Annotated in this window: 19 protein-coding genes; 6 read left to right on the forward strand and 13 right to left on the reverse strand. The window is 54.9% G+C overall.

The genetic code is table 11. The features are described 5' to 3' along the window. Positions 1 to 2 precede the first annotated feature (2 nt). Positions 3 to 983: an ABC transporter ATP-binding protein gene (locus tag R0137_RS15325; RefSeq protein WP_407327274.1), complete on the forward strand. Its 981-nt coding sequence runs from the start codon at positions 3 to 5 to the stop codon at positions 981 to 983. Beyond that, on the forward strand, positions 980 to 1,975 hold the full coding sequence (locus R0137_RS15330; RefSeq protein ID WP_407327275.1) for an ABC transporter ATP-binding protein: 996 nt from the start codon (positions 980 to 982) through the stop codon (positions 1,973 to 1,975). The genes R0137_RS15325 and R0137_RS15330 overlap by 4 nt, the downstream gene beginning before the upstream one ends. A 26-nt stretch (positions 1,976 to 2,001) precedes the next feature. Here the strand turns inward: R0137_RS15330 and R0137_RS15335 are convergent, their stop codons facing one another. The 4 genes from R0137_RS15335 to R0137_RS15350 form a co-directional block, all read right to left on the reverse strand. After that, on the reverse strand, positions 2,002 to 2,634 hold the full coding sequence (locus R0137_RS15335; protein WP_407327276.1) for a sulfotransferase family protein: 633 nt from the start codon (positions 2,632 to 2,634) through the stop codon (positions 2,002 to 2,004). Between the two features lie 79 nt (positions 2,635 to 2,713). After that, entirely contained in the window at positions 2,714 to 4,312 is a 1,599-nt protein-coding gene (locus tag R0137_RS15340; RefSeq protein ID WP_407327277.1) for an amidohydrolase family protein, read from the reverse strand. Continuing rightward, positions 4,261 to 4,875, reverse strand: coding sequence for a GNAT family N-acetyltransferase (locus tag R0137_RS15345; RefSeq protein ID WP_407327278.1), 615 nt, complete (start codon positions 4,873 to 4,875; stop codon positions 4,261 to 4,263). The genes R0137_RS15340 and R0137_RS15345 overlap by 52 nt, the downstream gene beginning before the upstream one ends. Next, the gene (locus tag R0137_RS15350; protein WP_407330031.1) at positions 4,868 to 5,650 is read right to left on the reverse strand and encodes an SDR family oxidoreductase; all 783 of its coding nucleotides are present in this window, start codon (positions 5,648 to 5,650) and stop codon (positions 4,868 to 4,870) included. The genes R0137_RS15345 and R0137_RS15350 overlap by 8 nt, the downstream gene beginning before the upstream one ends. Before the next feature lie 190 nt (positions 5,651 to 5,840). Here R0137_RS15350 and R0137_RS15355 point away from each other — a divergent pair, with 190 nt between their 5' ends. After that, positions 5,841 to 7,022 carry a class I SAM-dependent RNA methyltransferase gene (locus R0137_RS15355; protein WP_407327279.1) on the forward strand — a complete coding sequence of 394 codons (1,182 nt, stop codon included), beginning with the start codon at positions 5,841 to 5,843 and terminating at the stop codon, positions 7,020 to 7,022. Positions 7,023 to 7,033: 11 nt separating this feature from the next. Here the strand turns inward: R0137_RS15355 and R0137_RS15360 are convergent, their stop codons facing one another. Next, a complete protein-coding gene (locus tag R0137_RS15360) occupies positions 7,034 to 7,348 on the reverse strand; it encodes an AzlD domain-containing protein (protein WP_407327280.1) in 315 nt (104 codons plus the stop codon). Continuing rightward, on the reverse strand, positions 7,345 to 8,031 hold the full coding sequence (locus R0137_RS15365) for an AzlC family ABC transporter permease (protein WP_407327281.1): 687 nt from the start codon (positions 8,029 to 8,031) through the stop codon (positions 7,345 to 7,347). The genes R0137_RS15360 and R0137_RS15365 overlap by 4 nt, the downstream gene beginning before the upstream one ends. A gap of 102 nt (positions 8,032 to 8,133) precedes the next feature. Between R0137_RS15365 and R0137_RS15370 the strand changes: the two genes are divergently transcribed. Next, on the forward strand, positions 8,134 to 9,045 hold the full coding sequence (locus tag R0137_RS15370) for an alpha/beta hydrolase (RefSeq protein WP_407327282.1): 912 nt from the start codon (positions 8,134 to 8,136) through the stop codon (positions 9,043 to 9,045). On the opposite strand, the gene R0137_RS15375 is transcribed toward R0137_RS15370, so the two are convergent. The 3 genes from R0137_RS15375 to R0137_RS15385 all read right to left on the reverse strand — a co-directional run bounded on the left by R0137_RS15375 (position 9,042) and on the right by R0137_RS15385 (position 10,370). Continuing rightward, positions 9,042 to 9,296, reverse strand: coding sequence for a YkoF family thiamine/hydroxymethylpyrimidine-binding protein (locus tag R0137_RS15375; RefSeq protein ID WP_407327283.1), 255 nt, complete (start codon positions 9,294 to 9,296; stop codon positions 9,042 to 9,044). The genes R0137_RS15370 and R0137_RS15375 overlap by 4 nt on opposite strands. An 87-nt stretch (positions 9,297 to 9,383) precedes the next feature. Beyond that, a complete protein-coding gene (locus tag R0137_RS15380) occupies positions 9,384 to 9,956 on the reverse strand; it encodes an ACP phosphodiesterase (RefSeq protein ID WP_407327284.1) in 573 nt (190 codons plus the stop codon). Between the two features lie 18 nt (positions 9,957 to 9,974). Then, positions 9,975 to 10,370: a hypothetical protein gene (locus R0137_RS15385; RefSeq protein ID WP_407327285.1), complete on the reverse strand. Its 396-nt coding sequence runs from the start codon at positions 10,368 to 10,370 to the stop codon at positions 9,975 to 9,977. Between the two features lie 196 nt (positions 10,371 to 10,566). Between R0137_RS15385 and R0137_RS15390 the strand changes: the two genes are divergently transcribed. Further along, positions 10,567 to 11,106, forward strand: coding sequence for a CIA30 family protein (locus tag R0137_RS15390; protein ID WP_407327286.1), 540 nt, complete (start codon positions 10,567 to 10,569; stop codon positions 11,104 to 11,106). A gap of 10 nt (positions 11,107 to 11,116) precedes the next feature. Here the strand turns inward: R0137_RS15390 and R0137_RS15395 are convergent, their stop codons facing one another. From R0137_RS15395 to R0137_RS15410, 4 genes are read right to left on the reverse strand one after another with little or no spacing between them, the layout of a single operon-like run. Continuing rightward, positions 11,117 to 12,166: a DUF2955 domain-containing protein gene (locus tag R0137_RS15395; protein WP_407327287.1), complete on the reverse strand. Its 1,050-nt coding sequence runs from the start codon at positions 12,164 to 12,166 to the stop codon at positions 11,117 to 11,119. A 48-nt stretch (positions 12,167 to 12,214) separates the two neighbouring features. After that, positions 12,215 to 13,324, reverse strand: coding sequence for an HlyD family secretion protein (locus R0137_RS15400; protein WP_407327288.1), 1,110 nt, complete (start codon positions 13,322 to 13,324; stop codon positions 12,215 to 12,217). Further along, positions 13,321 to 14,874 (reverse strand): efflux transporter outer membrane subunit, encoded by a 1,554-nt coding sequence (locus R0137_RS15405; RefSeq protein WP_407327289.1) that lies wholly within the window; start codon positions 14,872 to 14,874, stop codon positions 13,321 to 13,323. The genes R0137_RS15400 and R0137_RS15405 overlap by 4 nt, the downstream gene beginning before the upstream one ends. Positions 14,875 to 14,888: 14 nt before the next feature. Beyond that, positions 14,889 to 16,016: an AI-2E family transporter gene (locus R0137_RS15410; RefSeq protein ID WP_407327290.1), complete on the reverse strand. Its 1,128-nt coding sequence runs from the start codon at positions 16,014 to 16,016 to the stop codon at positions 14,889 to 14,891. A gap of 170 nt (positions 16,017 to 16,186) precedes the next feature. Between R0137_RS15410 and R0137_RS15415 the strand changes: the two genes are divergently transcribed. Next, entirely contained in the window at positions 16,187 to 17,371 is a 1,185-nt protein-coding gene (locus tag R0137_RS15415; protein ID WP_407327291.1) for an endonuclease/exonuclease/phosphatase family protein, read from the forward strand. The last annotated feature ends 18 nt before the right edge of the window (positions 17,372 to 17,389 follow it).

The raw sequence follows: 17,389 nt of genomic DNA on the forward strand, positions 1-17,389 counted from the left end.
CCTTGGCTTATACACCCATATTGGAGGTCGATGGACTCGTCACAGAGTTCGCGACAGACGAAGGCGTAGTGCGCGCTGTAGACGGCGTTAGTTTCACGGTGGACCCCGGCAAGACCGTCGGTATCGTGGGCGAATCAGGCTGCGGAAAGAGTGTAACCGCGCTGTCGATTATGCGATTACTCCCTCAGCCTATGGGCCAGGTAGTCGGTGGTGCTATCCGTTTGCAAGGGCAAGACCTAGCCAGCCTGAGCTTTGAAGAGATGGAGTCTGTCCGCGGCAACAAAATAGGCATGGTGTTTCAGGAGCCCATGACGGCCTTAAACCCCGTGCACACTATTGGTCGCCAACTCACTGAGGGACTCAGACTCCATCGAGGATTGAGTGGACAAGATGCGATTCTCGAGGGGGTAAAGATTCTCGAAAAAGTCGGGATTCCGTCTCCCGAAGTGCGTATGGGTGAGTATCCGCATCAATTGTCGGGAGGAATGCGTCAACGCGTCGTCATCGCCATAGCGCTAGCTTGCGGGCCCGCCCTCCTTATCGCCGACGAACCCACTACGGCTTTAGACGTCACTATTCAGGCGCAGATTTTGGAACTCGTTAAGGAGCTCCAGGCCGACATGGGGATGTCGGTCATGCTGATCACTCATGATTTAGGTGTGATCGCAGAAACCTGCGACGAAGTCGTTGTGATGTACGCGGGTAAAGTTGCTGAAAAAGGCACGGTCTTCGACATTTTTGATCGCCCTTCGCATCCCTACACCCAGGGCCTGCTCCGCTCGATACCGACTTTGGACACCACACCCAAATCGACACTGAACGTGATTGACGGGATGGTCCCGGGCTTACGGGACTTACCCAAGGGGTGTCGGTTTGAAAACCGTTGTCCGAAAGCGTCGGATAAGTGCCGCGAGACGCCGCCGACCGAGGAACCTATCGAAGGCATGCACCAGGTAAGCTGCCATCAGTGGCAAACGCTATGAAACCACTTCTGGAAGTTGACAGTCTGCGCATGCATTTCCCCGTCAAGGAGGGCCTTTTCATGCGCTCCAGTCGGGCAAACCGGGCGGTCGATGGGGTTTCCTTGCATATCAACCCCGGCGAAACCCTCGGGCTTGTGGGCGAGTCCGGCTGTGGGAAATCGACCCTTGGTCGCTGCCTCGTGCGTCTATACAAGCCCACGGAGGGCAGTATTCGCTTTGCAGGTCAGGACATCACGCATCTCAAGCCCCGTGAACTACGTCCTTTGCGACAGAATATCCAGATGATTTTCCAGGACCCCATGGAGTCGCTCAACGCACGACACACCGTGGGCGAAATTCTCGAAGAGCCGATGATCATTCAGGGCGTTGGCGGAAATAGCACCGAGCGTAAACAACGGGTTCGAGAGCTACTCAATATTGTAGGACTGCCAGCACGATCCGTGAGCCGCTACCCCTTTGAATTTTCCGGGGGGCAGCGACAACGGATTGGCATCGCTCGTGCTATCGCACTGAACCCTCAACTGATTATCTGCGACGAGCCGGTGTCAGCGCTGGATGTATCTATTCAGAGCCAGATACTAAATCTGCTGATAGAACTACAGCAGGAGTTCAATCTTGCGTACCTGTTTATCGCGCACGATTTAGCGGTGGTAAAGCACGTATCCGACCGGGTGGCGATCATGTATCTGGGCCGGGTTGTTGAAACTGCTGAGTCCGAGACCTTGTATCGGAACGCCAGCCACCCCTACACCAAGAGTCTCATTTCGGCGATACCCATCCCCGACCCCCATCGAAATCATGGAAGGCAGATACTCACGGGAGACGTCCCATCGCCCATCGCACCACCGAGTGGTTGTCACTTTCACCCTAGATGTCCGGTTGCACAGCCGGCTTGCAGTCAAAGTTATCCGGCGACTCGAAGCATTGGCGAAGCCCACGAAAGCGCCTGTCTGCTCGATCCAGTGACGGGGCTGGTCGCTGGATCGCAATAGCTCGGGACAGCAGACCTAATCAGGAGTTATTCCTCGACCGTCGCGCCTCCGTCCTCCAAAAGCTGCCAGAACTGCGCACGATCATTGGTGCGAGGAAACTCCGTTGCCGGTGTTTCTACACCCAAAAACTCGCACAAAGGCCCCCAACCTTCCTTCACTTGAAACAACAGCAATTGCTTGGCGGGTATCGCGGCTTTCACGGCCTCAGTATGGGCGAAAAATCTAGCCGCTAACTCGTCTTTACTCATAGCGGGATCAAAGCCCGACCGAGCTATGACCTTCATGCACATGTCCAACCATGGCTGCGCTTCCGCCGGGGCATCATCACGGCTTAACAAGGCCGTGAATATTGTCTCGCTAATGCTTGCTACCCAAGAATCTGGATCTCGGTGGGTGAGCACAAACTTCGCGTGAGGAAACGCCGCATGCAGCTCGGGATAAAACGACGCCGTTGGCCAATCTACTGCCGACTGCTGACCTTGATAAATCGCGCTCCAATCAGCTTGTCCGGCGACCACTGCATTCCATAGAGGCACATGGACTGCCGGGTTATTCAGTACCACCTCCATGTGGTAGCACGGCCCCAGCCCCAGCTGCTGAAGTGCCGTTCGCAGGGACATAGTCCCGGTTCGCCCTACACCTGCGCCAAATACTTGCATGTTGTGCCTCCAAAGACGCCTATATTTTCTAAAGCTAGCTCAGCAGATTGGCCGGCGCAATAAAGTCATGCGTTCGTGCTTAGCGCGGCGTGTCCGTAAACCAGGCCTCTTGCTCCAGCTGACGCCAAATTTTCTTCGCCACCTCACCGCCTTCATCGAGAACTCTCCGAGGCTCATCTGCAACGAATTGACCGTCAAGCACCTGAACACGACCGTCTGTCATGACCGTGCGAACCATCCGGCCGTTGGCATAGAGCAAGTTATTCAATGGCTCTGGGGGCAAAGCGCCGGTGCCGTTGAGCATGTCAGACATTTCTACCGAGATGAGGTCCGCGCGACAACCCGGCCTAATTGCGCCCAAGTCATCGCGACCCAAGCCTTTAGCCGGTATCCGCGTTGCTCCGTCGATAGCATTCCAAATCGTTGGGCGCTGGCTATCGCGCTCGGGGTCAAGTTCACCAAGGAGCTCGTGACGCGCCTGCCCATAGAGCACCGCCAGCTTCAAGTTCTCGACATAGTCATTGGAGTGGGTATCTATCCCTATGTTGACTGCCATCCCAGCGGCCAGTGCTTCAGGATAAGGCTGTGTGCCATTGCCAGCACCACCGCCTGAGGGGCAATGCGCGTATACGACGCCGTGCTTTTTGAGAATGGGCGGATCGATCTCCCAGTCGAGTCCACTCATGTGCGCGCCAAACACCGGACCCTCGCTGAGCATGCCAAAGCTCTCCATCCACTGAGTGGGAGTCTTGCCCCAAAGGCGCTTAACCGTGTCGGTCTCTTGTTGACCCTGCGAGAGATGAATGTGTAAACCCGTACCCAACTCTTTAGCAGCACTGGCGAGTGCGCGCATGGTCGCCGGTGTCTGCGTGTCGCAGGCATGGGGAGACATCATGGGTCGGATGAGCCCGTCGCCTTTACCCATGTGCGCTTTGCAAAATTTAAGATTAGCGGCTATCTCGTCTAAAGTGCCCTGCTCTGAATCCATCAGGACCTTATCGTCAGATCTAAACCAGATGGCGAACAATCGCTCGATACCAGGAATCATAGCTCCAGGATAGGCTCGCACGCCCCAGGGAATCGCTGATCGCACGTAGCTTTCGGCTTGGCGAAGACTCAGGCTCATTTCCAAATGCGTTGTGCATCCTGAACGCAAGAGCTCCGCCAAATTAAGCGCTGTAAGCGCATCCATCTCGTCATCAGAGAGCATCTCAACGAGTTCCAGCGGACGGGCATAAGAGCGTGGGCCCTCGATGATTCCTCGGGTGGGGGTGGCACTACAACAATGGGTATGACCTGAAATAAAGCCCGGGAGCAACAGCTGCCTTGGCAGCTTCAGCCTCGGCAGCGCATCAGTAAACCCGCCTTCTCGCACGTCCTCAACAACGCCGCGGCGCACTAAGACCTGCCCATTACGAACTAGCTTCAACTCACCCCGAGAGTCGGTAAGTATCCACCCAGCTTCAACAATAAAGTTTTCGCCCAGCTGTTTGCTAAGCTTCTCTAGCTTTAAAGTCTGATCTGTCTTTGGAGCTGCGGCGACCGTCGCAGGGCTCACGGCAAGGCCACTCAGTGCCAGGCTTTGAATAAAGCCTCGGCGGGAAAACCCGGATGAGTCCGACTGATTCACACCCTGGCTTCTCTCAGCATCGGCACTACCGGGGGTGCGGACCCGCATTGGATAATGCCCATTTCCTCGAAGCCATGGCGCTTGTACAGCGACATATTAAGAGGGTTCGATGATTCCAGATAAGCCTTGGCGCCCAAGTCATCGACTTTAGCTAGAACATGCTTCATCAATTGAGCACCGTGCCCGCGCCCCTGATAGGCATGGTCTACGCCTAGCACCGCCAGGTACCAGCAGTCATCCTTGGGGTGATACTTTTCCATCTCTCCCATCAGGCCGATACAGTCTTCATGTATAGATGGGCGTACCGTAGTGATCATGCTCTCAACAAGGCGCTCCTCATCAGGCCCTAGTCCCGGGGGGTACCACAGGGCCGTCCCCTCAAAGCCAGGCGTACGATAGGCCGTACCCGCAGCAATTGCGCCACCGCCAAAGGCGTCATAGAAGTCTCCCGTTGCTGCTTCTAAAAAAGTCGCGGCTTCGGGAAAAAACCAACGCATCAGTGGGTCTGCTGCGAAAGCGCTCGCCAAAGACGCAAAAACACGCGCTCGCTCATCTTCGACAACCTGACTTACGTCACTATGTGATGGAGCCTCTACCCCTGAATCAGACATCGATACTTTGTCCTAGCGCTGCATGCACAATGCCGCCATCAATGGTGATGGTGTCACCCACGACGTAGTCACCGGCGCGACTCGCGAGGTATATCGCGGTGCCCGCGAGATCTTCGTCAGTACCAATACGACCCAAGGGAATACTCTTGCCTATTTCATCGCCATGATCCCGAGCGGCCTTATTCATATCTGAAGCAAAGGCACCAGGCGCGATAGAGGTAACGATAATATTGTCCTTTACGAGTCTGGCTGCCATGCGCTTGGTCAGGTAAATCAAACCGGATTTGGACGCGTGGTAGCTGTAAGTCTCCCAGGGATTCAGACGCTGGCCGTCAATCGAAGTGATATTGATAACCTTAGCGGGAGAACCGCTCGCACCACCGGCTTTAAGCATTCCGTGCAGCGCCTGGGTCAAAAAGAATGGCGACTTCAGGTTGAGATCCATTACCTTGTCCCAGCCCTTTTCCGGAAACTGCTCAAAGGGCTCGCCCCAGGCCGCTCCCGCGTTGTTTACCAGGATATCCAGCTTTTGCTCTCGCTCGCCAAGCGCTGCGGCCACCGCCTGGCAGCCCTCGACTGTCGACACATCCTGAGGAAGAGAATGACAGTTGGGTCCCAACTCCTCAGCAGTAGCCTCACAATCAGCTGCCTTACGGGAGCTGATATAAACCGTCGCACCCTGAGCGATATAGGCTGCGGCGATTGTTTTGCCGAGGTTGCGCGATCCACCGGTAACCAGCGCTACGCGCCCTTCCAATGAAAACAGTTTTTGCATATCCAAAGTAATTCTCCTTAGTTATATACGCTTGTTCGACTGTCAATTTTGCATGCTAACACCCTATGCATGCAGAGGAATCATGATCAAAACATTCCGCTAACAATGAATACCAGAGAAGCACTGCGAGTGGGATTGCGCCATGACCGCGGTACAGGTGGTAAGCTTGTTTTCGCAAAGGAAAAAAGCCGTGCTCAAACGCCCAAAACCCAAGATCTCCAAGCGGGATCACATCAGACTCGGCCAACGGTTCGAAGGCACGGTGCGCGACCTTAGTAGCGACGGACAGGGAATCGTGGCCCACCCCGATGGCCGCATCTTCTTCGTAGCTGGGGTTTGGCGAAGCGAACACGGCCTCTTTGAAGTCACCGGTCTCAAAGGGAGAATGGGCTTCGCAAAATTAGTTTCCTTAAGTGAAGGGTCTCCAGAGCGTAGACCACCTCCCTGCCCCTATCACGGATTTACTAACGATACTTGTGGAGGCTGTCCTTGGTTGTTCATGGCGTATTCACAGCAGCTCGAGAGCAAACAACAACTAGTCACGAAAACTCTCCAGCCATTGAATGAAAGCCTGGTAATAGCTGACATTTGGAGTTCGCCGGAAGAGCTGGGTTATCGAAACCGAGCGCAGCTCAAGACTGATGGACGGCGCTTGGGCTACGTTGCCGCAAACTCTAGAGAAATCGCCGAAGTCAGCGACTGCCTGGTCCTCAATGAAAGAAACCGTCAGACCCTAAAGGACCTCAGAGCACAACTTCCCAATCCAGCCTGGAAGCCGAGTCGTGGTAAACAGTGGTTAGCCCTAGATTTTGACGACGACATCACCGCGCAAGAGGTTGTGGCCAATCAACGACGAGCATTCCGCCAAGGCAACACCGCGCAGAACCAACGGATGCGCGAATGGCTGAAAGAGCGCATAAGGTTCCTAGATCCGCAGGATCCTGTTCTGGAGCTTTTCGCAGGATCGGGAAACTTCACCGAGGTTCTGGTGAACGCTGGCTACCAAGACATCTGTGCCGTCGACAGCTTTAGGCCCGCTGTCGAAACACTCACCAGTCGCGATTTGCCGGGAGTAGGCGGGCTTTGCAGTGACTTGGGCCGCAGCGGCAGTGCCGAGCAACTAGCGCCGCAACTGTCAAAGGCCAAGCTATTACTTATGGACCCGCCCCGTGAGGGACTGAAAAACTTTGCTGAGTATCTGTTATTCGCAAAGGGGCTACACACAATTATCTATGTCTCCTGCGATCCGGCGACGCTATCACGAGACCTAAAAGTTGCGATGGAACAGGGATTCGCCTTAAAAGAAGCTCAGCCCCTGGACCTCTTCCCTCAAACCCCTCACGTCGAGGTCTTGACCGTCCTCAGCCGCTAAAGTTGGCACCATCAGAGGTTCAAGAACGCTGCCACGGTCCAGAAGACCGCCATACCCGTGAGCAAGGTAACGATGTGGTTGCGTGTCTTCCACGCTACCAACGCTGCGGAACTTAGGCCCGCCAACTCGGGCGCGGCGATAAGCACCTCACCTTCGGAACTCGTCAGCATCGACACAATGAGCGCGCCCATCACGGCAGGAGCAACATACTCAAGCGCTCTAAGCGCCAGGGGTGGAAATCGCACCTCGGCCAGGGCGACCACAAAGATCGCGCGACTCAGATAGGTACCAATGCCGGCAAGTAAAATGGCAAGAAACTGACTCATAAACGCTGCCGCCGGCCTTCAAGAAACAGCCCTAAAAGGACTCCGAGCAGAGCGCCTACTAAAAGCCCCGATCGATTGGGCAAGTCTGCAAGAAGCATCGTAAATGCCCCCGACAGTAGTGCGACAAGCACCTTCTCCCAGCGATCAATCGCAGTTACGAGTAACGCCGTGAACAATACCGGAGCCGCAAAAGAAATATTCCAGCTCTCCGGCACAAGTGGGCCAACAAACAGGCCTAGTGCCGTACAGACCATCCACAATGCCCAAAAGGTAAAACCTGCAGCCAGGAAGTAGGCGCGAAAGGCTGCCGGTTCTTCGTCCTTACGCAGCATAGCTAGGGCAAACACCTGATCGATCAACACATAGGGGCCCACCCAACGAAACCACGCGGGCTGCCCCTGAAATCTCGGCGCGATGCTTACGGAGTACAAAAGGTGGCGGGCGCCGACAATCAAGGCTGCTGTCACAGCGGCTGCAACCGAAGCACCTTCACCGAGCAAGGTAACAATAGTGATCTGTGCGGCGCCGCCAAACATCAGGGGAGACGAGCTCCAACCGAGCCAAGGAGCAATACCTGACTCACCCACAACCACGCCAAACACCAGAGCAAATGGGATGGCGGGTATAAACAGAGGAATGCTTTCAAACATCCCCCGTTTTAGGTGCAGGTAGGGATCACTCATGCGCGGCATTCTACGCGAGGTAGACGACACGGGGAATTTCATTGCTCAGAACCGAGAGGGTATATTGAAAAACTCTGCAGTTAACAGCGGCTCTAGCATTTCATGCGTCACTTCTTAATTAGTAAGCTACTCATCAGCCTCTTTGTGCTGGACGCACTGCCTGTTACTAGCGCAGAAGAAGAACTATCCATGTCCAACGGGGAGTACGTAGTTCCCGGGATTCTGTCGCTTCCCGCACAGACCAATCATGCCGCCCCTGCCGTGCTACTGCTCCATGGCACCGCTTCTCAAAAAAACGAGGTAGGCGACCTTTATCTGCAATTAGCTCAGAAGCTCGCAGCAGAAGGCATCGCATCGCTGCGAATCGACCTTGCCGGGGCCGGCGACAGTGCCGTGGACCACCTCCACTTTAGTCTCAGTAGTGCCACGAGAGATGCTCAAACGGCATTTGATTTCCTCTCGACGCACCCACTGATCAACAACAAAAAGATTGCGGTTTTAGGTTTCAGTCAGGGCGGACTCATTGCCCAGCGTCTGGTACTCAAGGAGCCTCGTGCTTTAGCACTAGCTACGTGGTCAACGGCAGCCGCCAATGGCCGAGGCAGCTTTGCCAGGTTCTTTGATGAGCACTACCGCGAAGCCTTGAGAACCGGTCATGCGAGCGTCGCCTTTCCCTGGCTCTCGGAGCCATTGCGTTTCAGCTTGCAGTGGTTCACCGAGATCGACGAGCAACAAACCCTCACCGAGATGCAGGGCTACAAAGCGCCAATTCTGTGTATCGCCGGTACGGCTGACAGCACCGTAGCTTTTGAGCAGAGCGAGGAACTGATTAATGTGTCCACGCACCCAATGAGTCAGCTTGTATTGTTAGCCGGTGCCGACCACATATTTAATGTACTCGCAGCTAAGCCATCGTTCAAAGAAACACCCACGCACTCTGACCGACTACTGAGCACGACCGTCAGTTGGCTCTCAGAGCTCTTCGATCACTATTCCCAGAGCGCCGGGCCCTAGGCGATATCCAAATCCATGGGTATGAACTTGCAGACCAAAACTTGTGATGAGCCAAACTTTGCAGCGCTCGCCCGCAAGGTGTCGCTCACTGCGCTCATAACGCTCCCATGCTCCCCTTGGATCTGGGTACTCATCGCGTTCGTCACAATCTTAAGGCCATCCCTTGAGTTGAGATCATCAATGAGCGACTGAATAACGGGGATATAGTCTGCGTTAAGGGGGTAAAGACTCAGTTCAGCAGTAAGTGTCATATCTTGGTCCTACCTGAATGCTCGTATTAGGGTGCTCGTATGAGAATGTTCGTATGAGGGTCGTCATATTAAGAAAAGCGCTAATCACTACGCATTGATCCCGCGCTGCACGTCAGTGAACACATGGAGAAAACCCCGATCGAATTCACCAGCATGTTCATCGGCTATATCTAACATGGATGCGAGCGCCACTGGGCGTTTGAGTCGCTGAGCAAGGCGTTCCAGCACAGCCACGACCCCCTCTCGGGTCTCATACACCCTTAGCCAGTCAGCATCGGTCCATCGCTTGGCAACAAGCGCAAGACCGCTAGGAAGCAACTGCGGGTTCTCTCGAAGCACACGATAAGTGCCTTCTAAGAAGGCATCCCGCTGCCAGTCAGTGAAGCGCTGCCAATGACGCACAAGATAGTGATCGAAGAGCACATCCAGCACCAAGCCGGAGTAACGACGCTCACCTTCGGGAAACAACGATCTCAGCGACCGATAAGCGTCATGCCGGTCGGTTAATACGTCCACTCGCCGATGACGACGCACTCCATCGGCAACTCGAGGATGCAATCGATGCTGGCTCAGTGGGCCCTTGACCAGATCACCGGCAATGTTACCGATTAGACTGTGGGCATAAGGCTCTGCGAGAAGCGCGTGAGCAAGATAGTTCAAGGGCTATCTCGGATCGATCTATCTTGCGCTGACGGCTCGCGCAGCAGAGAAGACAACAAGAAAGGTAATGATTTCCACGACGATTGCATCCATGGTCAAAGCTGCGCCGTGTACCTGCCATGCCACGATGCGTGCAGGGGCTACCAGGCCGATCAATAGCGCACCTGCCATTAGGTAACTCGGATGTCGGCGAAATACGCCATACAGCATGAAGAGTCCCGAACACAGAAAGAACGCGGCACTGTCACCAAGCTGGGTAGCAAGACCGGTACTCTGCAGCAGAGACGCACCCAGCGCGCCGGCAATAATCGAAGGCGCGCCTAGCCAAGCAAGGCCAAAGCTCAAGTAAAGCAAGCCAAACAAAGCCGAGACACCAAGGGCGAGTTTGCCCGGCAGTGAAAGAGTCTGAGTCATGAACTGAATCCTTTTTATGTTTTCGTTGGAAGATCATCGCGTAGAGACGTTTTACGGGTCTCAACAATCACAACCGCGACGATGCAGGGAGCGTATACAGTGCCTATCTCAGTGACAATACCTCAGTAACAATACCTCAGTAACAGTAGCCCAGTGACAATATGCCTACGACCACCTCTGAAAGAGAGCCCCACCCATGAATGCACCGTTTCAGGAAACACGGCTAATCGACGACTTTAGCTACCGTCAGCAGGCGAGCATTGGGCAGTGCTGGCAGTATGTGAGCGACACCGTCATGGGCGGTATCTCACAGGGCTTTGCCCGCCACGAATCAGTGAACGGTCGTCACGCTTTGCTGCTCGCGGGTAACGTTAGTCTCGAGAACAATGGCGGTTTTATTCAGGCGGCATTGGACTTGGAAGTAGCTGGAAAATTGCTCGATGCCAGCGCTGCAGAGGGCATTGCTGTCAGCATCTGCGGCGACGGGCGCAGCTATGCCCTAAACCTTCGCACGGCTGACACAGAGCGGCCATGGCAGAGTTACCGATGTACCATAGACACCGAGAGCCATTGGCAAACGCGCTACCTTCCGTTCGCCTCGTTTATACCTCACAGAATTGAGCAAGCACTCAATCCTCAGATACTGCGACGTATCGGCCTAATTGCTATTGGCTCACCGGGACCGGCGCGCGTCGCTATATCGAGAATTGCTCTGTACGGGCAGGGCAAGAGCTAGCCTAGAAACACTAAGCCACTGACGACCCAGTTGAAGATGACGAGGCCTTTGCTTTAGCAAGACGTCTGGAGCGCCAACTCTCCAAGAAAGCCAAGGCACCCCAAGCGTAAAGTGTTACCGCCACGAAGGTCGCGAAGCGCTGAAAGAACGCCGCGAAGGCGTCCTTGCCGTTGGCAGAGTCTTCTACCGCGGGGCCGAGCAGAATGAGCATAGTAACCAAGGCATTAATCCAAAATGATGGAGCTACGCGGGTCTTGAGGAAACCGTACAACTTCGCCGAGGCGTAAAGCGCAAAAACAAACATCCACAGGGAGAACATCCACAAGGTCGGAGAGATAGAAAGCAACTTCCAGAAAACTACGGCCATGATCCCGCCGACAAACGTAGATCCAATGAGCTCGCGCCCGGCGTGCCGTGCATCCACAGCGGAGGTTTGCTGCCCCAGGGACACTGACTTCATGATCGTCATCAGATACTGTGATGGATTGGTCAGCGCCAGCAAATACGCCGGCATCACAATTAGCATCGCTCGTACAGCAAGCCAATTAGACTGTGATTCACCGCTGGCAGGTTCCTGAGGTGCGGCGGTCGACGCTTGCTCGGGAAAGAAGGGATAGACGATCCATTGGCAAAGCACCGCCGAAAATATTCCCAGCGCCAGGGATTTGATCACCGTGGTGGCTAACAAATAGTCAACGCTGCCCGCGACGGAGATCAAGGTAAAACCGATGGTTAAAAAAGTACCCAGCAGGCGCTTCCCATTAATCAGCGTGAGGTACATGGAAAAGTACAGGCCCACAGCGACGATCAGCACCGCACTCACCGGGTAGTAGCGAATCAGCGGAATAAGCAGTACACCCACGGTGAGCGACACAATCATAATGAGCAGCAAGCCCAAGAGGCCTTTGGGCCCCATGGGTGGCCCCGGCATGGCACTTAAGAACACCACGAAGAGTGGGGCAATAAATGGCAAAGGGAAGCCGAAAGCGTAGGCCATGGCCAAGGCCAAGGCCGTCGCAAAAGCGAATCGCAGAGCTCGATTCTCGGCCGCTTTTGTCACAAGCAGCTTACCGTCGATCTTACTTGCTTGGCAGACATCTCAGATTCATTAGTAAGCGTAGGACAGCCAGCTCATAAATCGGATATAGATCTGGCCCAACCAGCGCAGCACCGTGGCGTCATCGCTATACACAATCACCGAAGCTTGCCCGCCAATACGCAACTGATTCACTGCCTGGTCGCGAGGGACGTTAAAACCCACTTCAACGGGAAAACGCTGAGCCTGACGCAGCCAATCGCGACTATTGCTAACCGTCGGCAAAGTACCTGGAGCCGGAGCTTGCCCGGCGCTAATGCCCAATCCGACGTTCCGGACGCTGCCCGGAAACACTTCACCCGGCAAAGCATCGAAGAGAATCTCTGCGGTAGTCCCCGGCTGCATATGCCCAAGATTGTTCTCTGTAAATGCTGCACTAATCCAAAGATCGTGAATAGCAATGATGGTCATCACAGGCTTACCTGTGCCAGCGTACTGACCAACGTCAGCGCGCAAGTCTGTGATTAAACCGGCGGACGAGGCTTTTACCACCGTGCGCTCAAGATCCAGGCGCGCCTTCTCTACTGCACTCTGAGCGGATAGTAAGATCGCGTTACTGCTCTCATCATCTCCGCCCTTTTGTTCGATCGCTCGCTGAATATCAGACTTCGCCGCGGCCACTTTGGCCTCTGCCTGATCCAAGGACGCCTTGGATGACTCTAAGCGACGTACCGACAAGGTCCCGGGATCGGTCTCTCGTAGCCGCTTGAGCCGTGCGTAATCCTGACTCGCACGTAGCCGATTCGCCTCGGCCGCAGTGAGATTAGCGCGAGCACTCAGTACCGTTGCGTTCCCCGCCTCCACCTGACTTCGAGCATTCACCAAGTCTGACTCTGCACGAGAAAGTGCGATCTGGTACTGCGATGAATCTATTTCAAAAAGTGGATCTCCTTCTTCCACTTCCTGGTTATTACTTACCAATACTTTGGTGATGGTACCCGCAACTTCCGGGGCGACGCCGATGACATAACCCTGCACTCGTGCCTGACTCGTGTAGGGCACATAGCGATCTGATAGTAGATACCAGCAGAGGCTTCCTACAATTAGCGCCAATACAATCCAGGTCGTACGTTTCATCGCAGGTGCTGATGATTCCTCTGCTCCTGCCTCGATATCACTCATTCCGAACTTCCTCCTGATTGGGCGTTATCCAGCACCTCGGGAACCGGTGACTCCAAGTCGTCGCCCCAGTTCACCCGATTACGCATCGTTTCGCGAAGGTCCTCGGGAATCATCTCTTCGAGGGATTGAGGCTGCCACCCCCCACCCAAAGTTTTATAGAGGGTGATCACCGCTGAGATGTGCGCCCCTTCGTTTACTAGCTCTTTCTCAGCTTGAGAGAACAACGATCGCTGCGCATCGAGCACTCGCTGAAAGTCGGCGTAACCCTCTTTGTAGCGCCGGTTCGCCAGCTCCAATGCTCGTTCCGCAGCGGAGCGGGACTCTGTCAGCACATCGCCCGCCTCTGCCGTTTTAATGACCGCGATGGCCGCGTCATCAATCTCTCGTGCGGCCTGGTAGACCGTCGCATCGAATGCCACCAGCGTTTGCTGCAAACGCGCGTCCTGTACGCGAACATTCGAACGAATACGTCCGTAATCAAAAATATTCCAGCTGATAGCTGGGCCTGCTGCGAAAGTCAGACCATCAGCGGTTACGCCCAGGCTATCGCCGTTCCAGCCAAAGCTGCCAAATAGCGATAGCGCAGGATACAGATCAGCCTTAGCGACGCCGATTTGAGCTGACTGAGCGCCCGCTTGCCAGGCGCTAGCTCGCACGTCTGGCCTGCGCAGCACCAGCTGTGCGGGTATACCTGTTAGCGCAATGGGTTCCACGACAGGTAGCTTTTCGGGCTCACCTCCCAACTCGGCGATGGGACCCGGAGGACGCGCCAAAAGGACTGCGAGCGCGTTACGCAACTGCACGCGGCTGCGCTCAAGATCCGGTATGGTCGCGAGCGTAGCGAGATATTGGGTTCGAGCCTGCTGTAGATCGAGCTCGGACTCTTGGCCGCTATCAAACAGCTGCTGAGTGATATCGAAGCTGCGTTTTTGAATAACCGCGTTTTCATTAGCGATGGCAATTCGCAATTGCACCGTACGATAGGCGTAGTAAATATCCGCTGTTTGCGCCACGAGCAGAACCTGCAGATCTCGTTGGTTAGCCACTGATGCCATGAAAGCGGCATCCGCCGACTCGATCCCGCGGGCGAAACGACCCCAAAAATCCAGCTCCCAGCCCACGGACACACCCGCATCATAGCTGCCAAAGCTATCCTCACTGGCGGGTAAAAGGCCGTCGCTGCGTCTCTGGCGAATGTACGCCGCCTGCGCCCCTATTTGCTGCGACTGCGGGAAACGCAAAGCCTGTGCTCCGCCCAGTCTCGCCCGCGACTCCAGAACACCCAATCCAGCGATCTGCAAGTTCCGATTCTGGGTAAGTACCTTTTGAATTAATGAATCGAGCGCAGGATCTTCAAAGCGCCGCCACCATTCGCCAAGCTCAGAGTCAGTTGCAGCAGCGGTTGGATCTAATTGACCATAAAGATCAGGCTGCCACTCCACGAGCCAGTTAAGCTCGGGCTCCTGATAATCCGGGCCTAGCGTGGTGCAACCGACAAGGACGACTCCCGCCAGAAAGACAAGGCCATTGCGCAGCGTCATAATGGTCATTAAACGAGCTTGAACTAACCAGAAACGTCTGCGGTATCGCTACTGTCTTCTGACGCGTCTGAAGTCGCCGCGGTTTCATCGACCCAGTCCATGAACAATTCATAGCCCACGCTGAGTATCACCGCGCCTACAAACAGCCCAACGATTCCCGCTCCCATCATTCCACCCAGAGCACCAATCAAGACGACAGGCATTGGCACACTGACACCCCTGCCAAGCAACATTGGCTTGAGCACGTTGTCAGCAAAGCCCGCGACAATGAAGTACACAGTCAGCGCGACATTGACTATCGTGCCGCCATCTCCCATACCCCATACGTAGGCAATCGCCGGGATGGAGACTATCAATGCGGGTAGCTGAAGTATGCCGATCACTAAAACGACCAAGGCAAGTAAACCAGCAGCCGGAATACCTGCCAACATAAAACCGATACCAAGCAACAACGCCTGAATAAACGCGACGCCTACGACACCCGTTGCGACGGAACGTACGGTGAGAGTCGTGATCGTGTGTAAGCCTGGACCCCGCTGCTCTCCAACCATGCGGGTAAAGATGCGCGCCATGGCGGCGGTTCCTGACTCACCATACGCCATCATGATCCCCGCAATGATCAGTGCACCAAAGAAGAAAAACAGCGTACCCGCAGTACTCGCGGCCGCTTGGAGTGCGCTCTTGCTGAAATTGCCTAACTGCGGCTGGAGACTCTCGATAAATCCGGGTAAGTCAGTATGCGCCGCGGACCAAGCCGCATAGACGCGCTCACCCACAATCGGCCACTCTTTTACCGAAGGATCGGGTAACTCAACGCTCACCGTCTGCGCATCGAAATTCCCAATGACATCGAAGATGTGCGTGGCAAAGGAACTACCTAGCATTACAGTAGGAACACCCAACAGCAGTATGCCCAAGACGACAATAAGCGTAGCAACTTTGCCGCTCCCCCAGCCTAAACGCCGGCACAGATACATGAACATGGGATACAACGAAATTGACAAGATGATGCCCCAGATCATTATTGGCATGAATGGCGCAAAAACACGGACACAGGCCACGATCACCACGAAGGTAAGTCCCAAGCGGATACAGAAGTCCATGAAGTCTCGAGACAGAAACTTTCTCGCTGCATCGGTATCAATAGTCATGGGCTAGAGGCTCCAGTAAATCGCAGTGTTGTGGTAAGAAGGTTTAGCCGCGTAGTTTACGCGAAGAAGCCCCAAAACGCTGCGAAAACCGTGGGTGATACGCGAAGGGCGTGCTAACGTGTCGCGCTTCGATTTTATGGAACTTTCCGGTTACACACGATGGAGTTCAGATGCCCCGCTTCCTCCTCCTTTTTCTACTCGCTGTTCTGCTGATGCCCGCAGGAGTCCACAGTGAAGGACGCGTCATTCGTATTGCTACGTTTAATGTCAGCATGGAAGGCGGTAACTATGTGGGAAAGGGTGTCACTCCCAGTGGTCACGAGCTCCCTGCTGCACTAAGCAACAGCGATCACCCCCAGATCAGTAACATTGCTGAGATCATTCAGCGCGTTCGTCCGGATATCCTGTTACTCAATGAGTTCGACTACCACGCTGACCCTGCTCGAGGAGTAAAACCCTTTCTTGAGCGCTACCTTCAGCAAGCAAGGGCTGGCGTTGACGCTATCGACTACCCCTATTTTTATCAGGGTCCGGTCAACACCGGCGTTGATTCAGGCATGGACCTTGATAGAGATGGCAAAGCATCAGGCACCGGCAATGATGCCTTTGGCTATGGTCTTTACCCGGGCCAGTACGGGATGCTTTTGCTCAGCCGCTACCCCATCGACTTCGAGGCAATCAGAAGCTTCCAGTTGTTTAAGTGGAAGGACATGCCCAATAACCTCATGACGAACATGCGCACCGCGGACAACGAGCTTTGGTATCCCAAGACGGTTCAGGCAAAACTGCGCCTCTCCTCGAAGTCACACTGGGATGTACCTGTGCGAATCAACGGAAGTTCACTCCATGTATTGGCCAGCCACCCCACACCTCCGGTCTTTGATGGCCCGGAAGACCGTAATGGCCGCCGAAATCATGATGAGATACGGTTTTGGGCAGACTACATCGCAGACGCTGATACCAGTGCCTATATCTACGACGATCAAGGACGCTCGGGCGGCCTAGAAGGCGAGCGCTTTGTCGTGCTTGGCGACCTCAATGCCTCCATGGAAGAAGGCGATGCCCGACGGGAAGGCATCAGCGCTCTGCTAGGGCACGAAAAGGTACGACGGGGTCTACTCCCCACCAGTGATGGTGGACGCGCTAACAATGCGGACAGTCGGTTCAGCCCGACCCATACAGCGAGCTGGGGTATGCGTGCCGACTACGTAGTGCCGAGCAAGAGCGGGTGGCGGGTAATTGATGCAGGCGTTTTTTGGCCCACACCCGATGATCCCCTGAGGCGACTGGTAAAAAAACGCAGCGCGTCGTCCGACCACCGCCTTGTATGGATGGATCTCGAGCTGGTTGACTGAAGGGACGCCTCTTTAATC

The sequence above is a fragment of the Congregibacter brevis genome (assembly GCF_045689245.1).
Classification (GTDB): domain Bacteria; phylum Pseudomonadota; class Gammaproteobacteria; order Pseudomonadales; family Halieaceae; genus Congregibacter; species Congregibacter brevis.

Bases quoted from the DNA above. Each gene is read 5' to 3' on its own strand.
- R0137_RS15330 (WP_407327275.1), top strand. From the start codon at position 980: ATGAAACCACTTCTGGAAGTTGACAGTCTGCGCATGCATTTCCCCGTC.
- R0137_RS15335 (WP_407327276.1), bottom strand. From the start codon at position 2,634: ATGCAAGTATTTGGCGCAGGTGTAGGGCGAACCGGGACTATGTCCCTG.
- R0137_RS15340 (WP_407327277.1), bottom strand. From the start codon at position 4,312: ATGCGGGTCCGCACCCCCGGTAGTGCCGATGCTGAGAGAAGCCAGGGT.
- R0137_RS15345 (WP_407327278.1), bottom strand. From the start codon at position 4,875: ATGTCTGATTCAGGGGTAGAGGCTCCATCACATAGTGACGTAAGTCAG.
- R0137_RS15350 (WP_407330031.1), bottom strand. From the start codon at position 5,650: ATGCAAAAACTGTTTTCATTGGAAGGGCGCGTAGCGCTGGTTACCGGT.
- R0137_RS15360 (WP_407327280.1), bottom strand. From the start codon at position 7,348: ATGAGTCAGTTTCTTGCCATTTTACTTGCCGGCATTGGTACCTATCTG.
- R0137_RS15365 (WP_407327281.1), bottom strand. From the start codon at position 8,031: ATGAGTGATCCCTACCTGCACCTAAAACGGGGGATGTTTGAAAGCATT.
- R0137_RS15370 (WP_407327282.1), top strand. From the start codon at position 8,134: ATGCGTCACTTCTTAATTAGTAAGCTACTCATCAGCCTCTTTGTGCTG.
- R0137_RS15375 (WP_407327283.1), bottom strand. From the start codon at position 9,296: ATGACACTTACTGCTGAACTGAGTCTTTACCCCCTTAACGCAGACTAT.
- R0137_RS15385 (WP_407327285.1), bottom strand. From the start codon at position 10,370: ATGACTCAGACTCTTTCACTGCCGGGCAAACTCGCCCTTGGTGTCTCG.
- R0137_RS15390 (WP_407327286.1), top strand. From the start codon at position 10,567: ATGAATGCACCGTTTCAGGAAACACGGCTAATCGACGACTTTAGCTAC.
- R0137_RS15400 (WP_407327288.1), bottom strand. From the start codon at position 13,324: ATGAGTGATATCGAGGCAGGAGCAGAGGAATCATCAGCACCTGCGATG.
- R0137_RS15405 (WP_407327289.1), bottom strand. From the start codon at position 14,874: ATGACCATTATGACGCTGCGCAATGGCCTTGTCTTTCTGGCGGGAGTC.
- R0137_RS15410 (WP_407327290.1), bottom strand. From the start codon at position 16,016: ATGACTATTGATACCGATGCAGCGAGAAAGTTTCTGTCTCGAGACTTC.
- R0137_RS15415 (WP_407327291.1), top strand. From the start codon at position 16,187: ATGCCCCGCTTCCTCCTCCTTTTTCTACTCGCTGTTCTGCTGATGCCC.